Source organism: Dysgonomonas sp. ZJ279 (genome assembly GCF_011039205.1).
Lineage (GTDB): Bacteria > Bacteroidota > Bacteroidia > Bacteroidales > Dysgonomonadaceae > Dysgonomonas.
In genome coordinates this window covers 1-7,117 of record NZ_JAAKEL010000040.1, presented here as the reverse complement: position 1 = coordinate 7,117, position 7,117 = coordinate 1, and the positions used below count along the sequence as shown (strand labels likewise).

Below are 7,117 nucleotides of genomic sequence, written 5' to 3'. Positions count from 1 at the left end.
TAACGTTTCAACTTCAACTACTTCAAAGTAATTCAACAACCCTTCGGGTAATAATAATTCATAGCCTGTTTGCATGATGCGAAATTAGAAAAAAAAATGCCTAGTCCACAAGAATTCGGGTTGATCCATAAGTACCACTTAATCCCGAAGTAGCATTAATAAAAGAAAGCGTGGGATTACAGTCTCATTTACCAATAGGAGGCTCTGGTAAGCCCTTGTAGGATAAACAAGAAAGAAGCCCACGCCAAATAGCATGAGCATCAACTTCTCATTCTTACCTACAATTTGAAATTTACCAGATTTCCTATTGGCAGAATAAAAGCTAACGCTTTATAAATTTTCGTATGTCGTTACAAAAATAACAATAATTACTAACTAAATAATAAAAGATTATGCAAAAAAGAAAAAACAAAGACGAACTCATTCTTAAAAATAAAGACGAGATACATTCCTTAATAATGGAACTAGGTGTACAAATTCCTGATAGTTATATTTGGTCTAATGAATTAAGACGAAAGTTTGAAAGGATTACTTCTTGGCTTTCTTCTTAGCATTAGCAACTTTTCGGTCATAGGGAGGTTTATTTACAGGTTTTAAAGAGACACCTTCTTTGGATGCTTTTGCTTGGATAGCATCTCTGCTTCTTCCAAGTTTAAGTCCAATTACACCTGTAGGAGTATTACCTTCTACTAACTCTTTTAGTTTTTCTATATCTTCTTCACTCCAAGATTTGTTTTGATTTTTAGGTGGCATAATATAAAGTTTTAAAGGTTAAAGTCTAAAGGTAAAAATAATTCAAAATATACTATAAAAAATATACTATATTTTGAATTATAAATTTGCAGATAAGACTGTTTTTTGTTATCTTTAAGTACATGATAAACATAAACTTATGATAGGAAAAGACTTTAAATCAATATTCGAATTACTTGAAATGTTCCCAGATGAACAATCATGCATAGACTATTTAGAAGAGAAAAGATGGGGTGGAGATGTTGTTTCACCATTTGATGATTCGTCAAGGGTCTATAAATGCAAAAACAACCGCTACAGATGTAAAAATACAGGAAAGTATTTCAATGTCAGAACAAACACTTTGTTTGACAATACAAAAGTAGGTTTAAGAAAATGGTTTTTAGCGATCTATCTTGTTACAAGCCATAAAAAAGGAATTTCATCATGTCAATTGGCAAAAGATTTAAGAGTAACTCAAAAAACGGCTTGGTTTATACTACAGCGTATAAGAACCTGCTTTGAAATTGAAGAAGATATAGAATTAGACGGAGTTGTAGAAATTGACGAAACATTCGTAGGAGGGAAAAATAAGAATAGACATTGGAATAAAAAAGTACCTAAAAGTCAAGGTCGGAGTTTCAAGGACAAAACCCCTGTATTTGGTATGCTACAACGAAATGGAATAGTAATAGCTAGAGTCGTTCCCGACACCTCTGTGAAAAGTCTGTTGCCTCATATACTAAAACACATTCGAAAAGGCAGTACAATTTATACAGATGAGTGGAACTATGGAAACCTAAGTGAAAAGTACAACCATGACTATATACATCATGGAGCAAGAATTTACGCACAAGGAGAAGTATACACCAATACATTAGAAGGCTTTTGGAGTATATTTAAAAGAGGAATTATGGGTATTTATCACATAACATCACGAAAGCATTTGCAGAAATATGTAAACGAATTTGTTTTTAGATACAATACCAGAAAAATTTCCGAGAAAGGAAGATTTGATTTACTTTTACAAAATACTGAAAGAAGATTGAAGTATAAAGATTTAACGACTAACTAATGTATTATGCCACAAAATAAACCAAAAAAAGATAAACCCAAAGCAAAAAAGCCAGCGAAGAAAGCCGTGCCAAAATCCTTTGACGAGAAAATAGAAAAAGCATTGAAATTCAATCCCAATGCTAGTAAAAAGAAAAAATAAATTAGTGTAAAATGGTATATAAGTACCTAAATAATAATACTTCAACATCTACTTTATGTTTGGATTCTTTAAAATAATCTTGTTTATAAGCAAAGATAGAGTAGCCACTAGTGCTACTCTGATCTTATTATTTTACTATATTAATGAGAAAAATATCTCTTTCTCCGTCCTGTTTACATCAGCAACTACTTAGAAGCAACAAGTTCGGCTATCCTCACAATCACCTCTACTGCTTTTTGCATCGATTGGATAGGCACAAATTCATATCTTCCATGGAAATTATGACCACCTGCAAAGATATTAGGACAAGGTAACCCCATATACGAGAGACGAGCGCCGTCTGTTCCACCTCTTATCGGTTTCACGAGTGGAGTAACACCTACAGAGGTCATTGCTTCGAAGGCAAGATCTACAATATGCATCACAGGCTCTACTTTTTCGCGCATATTAAAATATTGATCTTTTATTTCTAAAGTTGTACTATCGGGATACAGCTTATTAATAAAATCAACTGCATCTATTAGCAATTGCTTACGTTTCTTATATAAAATTCTGTCATGATCGCGTATTATATAGCTCAAAGAAGCACTATCAACCGTTCCTGTGATATTCATCAGATGGAAAAAACCTTCATATTCGGTAGTATGTTCAGGTCTTTCGTCTGCGGGTAATAATGATATTAGCTTATTGGCAATCACCAAGGCATTTTTCATTTTATTCTTTGCTGATCCGGGATGCACACTACGCCCTTGTATCGAAATTTTAGCCCCGGCAGCATTAAAATTCTCATATTCTAACTCACCTATTGGTCCACCATCGATAGTATAAGCCCATTCACAACCAAATTTTGCTACATCAAAGTGATCTGCACCTGCGCCTATTTCCTCATCCGGAGTAAAGCCTATGCGTATTTTACCATGCTTAATCTCAGGATGGTCTTTCAGATATTGAATAGCTGTCAATATCTCTGCGATACCAGCTTTATCATCAGCTCCAAGCAATGTAGTTCCATCAGTTACAATCAAATCCTGCCCTTCGTAATCAAGCATTTCAGGAAAATCTCTTGGAGACAGCACAACATTCGCTTTTTCATTCAAAACAATATCTCCACCATTGTACTTGGTTACTATGCGTGGATTAACATTCTTACCTGTCAGATCAGGACTCGTATCCATATGTGCTACAAACCCAATAGTAGGTACTTTCTTATCTGTATTTGCAGGCAATGTAGCCATTATATATCCTTTTTCGTCAAGTGAGATGTCTTCTAATCCCATTTGACGGAGTTCTTTTTCTATTTCACGAGCTAAAATCAACTGTCCCGGTGTACTTGGAGTTACTCCCGTTTCAGTACTCGATTCAGTATCGTACTTCACATATTTAAGAAAACGATCAACAACTGTCATTATTTGTTTTTTTTATGATAATAATTAAAAATATAAGTCGCTGATAACTAAATTGTTTTTTGCTAATGCGACTTTCATACAAATATAAGCAAAGGAAAAATATGATGCAACATTTTGCAAATCGAAAAAAATACCATACTTTTGTGCCCGGGTAAGTCCTATACGGTCAGCTCCTGATTAATCCCCCAGGGTTTGATCGCAGCAAGGGCCGTCGGTTGAGCGACGCGATATAGGTAGCTTACCCACCTGCCTCTTTAGCTCAGTTGGCCAGAGCACGTGATTTGTAATCTCGGGGTCGTTGGTTCGAATCCGACAAGAGGCTCAAAAAACTATCTGATTTTGTCAGGTAGTTTTTTTATTTTACTATCTTTGGTAATCTGTTAACCAATTCTACATTACCATGAAACAACGATTTTTAAGCCTCTTCCTAATCTTATTTATCTCTATCAGCACATACAGCCAATCGTCAAAACCCGATACCCGCTGGTTCGATGAAGCACGCTTCGGCCTGTTTGTACACTTTGGTCCTTACAGTGTACTAGGTGATGGTGAATGGGTTATGCAGAATAGACCTATAAAAGTAAAAAACTACAAAAATCTCCAACAATTTTTCAATCCGCAGGATTTTGATGCAAAAGAATGGGTCAAAATAGCAAAAGATGCCGGAATGAAATATATAACATTCACTTCCCGACATCACGATGGTTTTAGCAATTGGAACACCAAACAGTCCGATTGGAATATAATGAATACACCCCATTTTGGTCGAGATATAATGAAAGAGCTTGCTGATGAGTGTCACAAAGAAAATATCAAGCTAATACTATATTACTCTCTCATAGATTGGTCGAGAACAGACTATCAGTACTGGACAGGACAAACCGGCAGCGGATGCGGACGTACCGAACGTGGGGAATGGGCGGACTACATTAATTTTATGAAAGCACAACTCACAGAATTATTGACTAATTATGGAGATATTGCAGGTATATGGTTCGATGGTGATTGGGATCAACATCCAAGCGATAGTAAATCGCATGTAAATTCCCGTGTCGACTGGCATTATGACGAAATCTATGGCTTAATACATAAGTTGCAACCAAACTGTATGATATCGAATAACCATCATAAAGAACCCATAGATGGAGAGGATTATCAGGCTTTTGAGCGTGACCTACCAGGAGAAAATAAGAGTGGATATAGTGATGGGCAAGTGGCTGCTGGGCACCTATCTTTAGAAACTTGCGAAACAATGAATGCTACTTGGGGATATAATATTACTGACAACAATTTCAAATCTGAGAAAGAACTTATCCACTATTTAATCAAAGCTTCGGGCTATGGTGCAAACCTTTTGCTCAATGTTGGTCCTATGCCCAATGGAAAAATACAGACTGAATGTGTAGATCGTCTACAAGTGATGGGTGATTGGCTTAGTAAATATGGTCATACAATATACGGAACAACAGCCGGCTTCTTAAAACCTGAAAAATGGGGTGTTTCTACTGCAAAAGGTAAAATAACATATATCCATGTTTTGGACAAAGATCTTGATAAGATTATTATTAATATCCCCAATATTAAATCAGCGAAATTACTTAATACCGATGCTAAGCTTGTCTGGAAAAAAGATAAAAAAAGTAATAATGTAATTTTCAGTTTTAATGGAAATCTTGATGATATTGACACGATCATTGAGGTAGAAATAAAATAAAAAGTGCTTTTTTCGCCTTTGACGTATAAGGCAAAAGACAAGAACACAAGTTTAGAAAGGTAAATTTAATTTATGGTACTTATATACCATTTTACACTAATTTATTTTTTCTTTTTACTAGCATTGGGATTGAATTTCAATGCTTTTTCTATTTTCTCGTCAAAGGATTTTGGCACGGCTTTCTTCGCTGGCTTTTTTGCTTTGGGTTTATCTTTTTTTGGTTTATTTTGTGGCATAATACATTAGTTAGTCGTTAAATCTTTATACTTCAATCTTCTTTCAGTATTTTGTAAAAGTAAATCAAATCTTCCTTTCTCGGAAATTTTTCTGGTATTGTATCTAAAAACAAATTCGTTTACATATTTCTGCAAATGCTTTCGTGATGTTATGTGATAAATACCCATAATTCCTCTTTTAAATATACTCCAAAAGCCTTCTAATGTATTGGTGTATACTTCTCCTTGTGCGTAAATTCTTGCTCCATGATGTATATAGTCATGGTTGTACTTTTCACTTAGGTTTCCATAGTTCCACTCATCTGTATAAATTGTACTGCCTTTTCGAATGTGTTTTAGTATATGAGGCAACAGACTTTTCACAGAGGTGTCGGGAACGACTCTAGCTATTACTATTCCATTTCGTTGTAGCATACCAAATACAGGGGTTTTGTCCTTGAAACTCCGACCTTGACTTTTAGGTACTTTTTTATTCCAATGTCTATTCTTATTTTTCCCTCCTACGAATGTTTCGTCAATTTCTACAACTCCGTCTAATTCTATATCTTCTTCAATTTCAAAGCAGGTTCTTATACGCTGTAGTATAAACCAAGCCGTTTTTTGAGTTACTCTTAAATCTTTTGCCAATTGACATGATGAAATTCCTTTTTTATGGCTTGTAACAAGATAGATCGCTAAAAACCATTTTCTTAAACCTACTTTTGTATTGTCAAACAAAGTGTTTGTTCTGACATTGAAATACTTTCCTGTATTTTTACATCTGTAGCGGTTGTTTTTGCATTTATAGACCCTTGACGAATCATCAAATGGTGAAACAACATCTCCACCCCATCTTTTCTCTTCTAAATAGTCTATGCATGATTGTTCATCTGGGAACATTTCAAGTAATTCGAATATTGATTTAAAGTCTTTTCCTATCATAAGTTTATGTTTATCATGTACTTAAAGATAACAAAAAACAGTCTTATCTGCAAATTTATAATTCAAAATATAGTATATTTTTTATAGTATATTTTGAATTATTTTTACCTTTAGACTTTAACCTTTAAAACTTTATATTATGCCACCTAAAAATCAAAACAAATCTTGGAGTGAAGAAGATATAGAAAAACTAAAAGAGTTAGTAGAAGGTAATACTCCTACAGGTGTAATTGGACTTAAACTTGGAAGAAGCAGAGATGCTATCCAAGCAAAAGCATCCAAAGAAGGTGTCTCTTTAAAACCTGTAAATAAACCTCCCTATGACCGAAAAGTTGCTAATGCTAAGAAGAAAGCCAAGAAGTAATCCTTTCAAACTTTCGTCTTAATTCATTAGACCAAATATAACTATCAGGAATTTGTACACCTAGTTCCATTATTAAGGAATGTATCTCGTCTTTATTTTTAAGAATGAGTTCGTCTTTGTTTTTTCTTTTTTGCATAATCTTTTATTATTTAGTTAGTAATTATTGTTATTTTTGTAACGACATACGAAAATTTATAAAGCGTTAGCTTTTATTCTGCCAATAGGAAATCTGGTAAATTTCAAATTGTAGGTAAGAATGAGAAGTTGATGCTCATGCTATTTGGCGTGGGCTTCTTTCTTGTTTATCCTACAAGGGCTTACCAGAGCCTCCTATTGGTAAATGAGACTGTAATCCCACGCTTTCTTTTATTAATGCTACTTCGGGATTAAGTGGTACTTATGGATCAACCCGAATTCTTGTGGACTAGGCATTTTTTTTTCTAATTTCGCATCATGCAAACAGGCTATGAATTATTATTACCCGAAGGGTTGTTGAATTACTTTGAAGTAGTTGAAGTTGAAACGTTA

General features: G+C 34.3%; 8 protein-coding genes and 1 tRNA gene. 5 read left to right on the top strand and 4 right to left on the bottom strand.

From position 1 onward, the window contains the following. Positions 1-528: 528 nt before the first annotated feature. Positions 529-753, bottom strand: a complete 225-nt coding sequence (locus tag G7Y57_RS17580) for a hypothetical protein (RefSeq protein WP_165027241.1) — start codon at positions 751-753, stop codon at positions 529-531. Between the two features lie 139 nt (positions 754-892). On the opposite strand from G7Y57_RS17580, the gene G7Y57_RS17575 reads away from it, so the two are divergent. Together G7Y57_RS17575 and G7Y57_RS18120 are read left to right on the top strand one after the other, a co-directional pair. Continuing rightward, positions 893-1,807, top strand: a complete 915-nt coding sequence (locus G7Y57_RS17575; RefSeq protein WP_165027242.1) for an IS1595 family transposase — start codon at positions 893-895, stop codon at positions 1,805-1,807. A gap of 6 nt (positions 1,808-1,813) precedes the next feature. Continuing rightward, on the top strand, positions 1,814-1,948 hold the full coding sequence (locus tag G7Y57_RS18120) for a hypothetical protein (RefSeq protein WP_255491507.1): 135 nt from the start codon (positions 1,814-1,816) through the stop codon (positions 1,946-1,948). 185 nt (positions 1,949-2,133) lie between these two features. Here G7Y57_RS18120 and pepT read toward each other — a convergent pair whose 3' ends face one another. After that, positions 2,134-3,354 carry a peptidase T gene (pepT, locus tag G7Y57_RS17570; RefSeq protein ID WP_165027244.1) on the bottom strand — a complete coding sequence of 407 codons (1,221 nt, stop codon included), beginning with the start codon at positions 3,352-3,354 and terminating at the stop codon, positions 2,134-2,136. Between the two features lie 248 nt (positions 3,355-3,602). On the opposite strand from pepT, the gene G7Y57_RS17565 reads away from it, so the two are divergent. Together G7Y57_RS17565 and G7Y57_RS17560 are read left to right on the top strand one after the other, a co-directional pair. Then, positions 3,603-3,676, top strand: a tRNA-Thr gene (locus tag G7Y57_RS17565). A 78-nt stretch (positions 3,677-3,754) separates the two neighbouring features. Beyond that, entirely contained in the window at positions 3,755-5,068 is a 1,314-nt protein-coding gene (locus G7Y57_RS17560; RefSeq protein WP_165027243.1) for an alpha-L-fucosidase, read from the top strand. Positions 5,069-5,169: 101 nt separating this feature from the next. On the opposite strand, the gene G7Y57_RS18115 is transcribed toward G7Y57_RS17560, so the two are convergent. Then, on the bottom strand, positions 5,170-5,304 hold the full coding sequence (locus tag G7Y57_RS18115) for a hypothetical protein (RefSeq protein WP_255491507.1): 135 nt from the start codon (positions 5,302-5,304) through the stop codon (positions 5,170-5,172). 6 nt (positions 5,305-5,310) lie between these two features. Continuing rightward, positions 5,311-6,225 (bottom strand): IS1595 family transposase, encoded by a 915-nt coding sequence (locus G7Y57_RS17555; RefSeq protein ID WP_165027242.1) that lies wholly within the window; start codon positions 6,223-6,225, stop codon positions 5,311-5,313. A 139-nt stretch (positions 6,226-6,364) separates the two neighbouring features. Between G7Y57_RS17555 and G7Y57_RS17550 the strand changes: the two genes are divergently transcribed. After that, entirely contained in the window at positions 6,365-6,589 is a 225-nt protein-coding gene (locus G7Y57_RS17550) for a hypothetical protein (protein ID WP_165027241.1), read from the top strand. Positions 6,590-7,117: the final 528 nt, after the last annotated feature.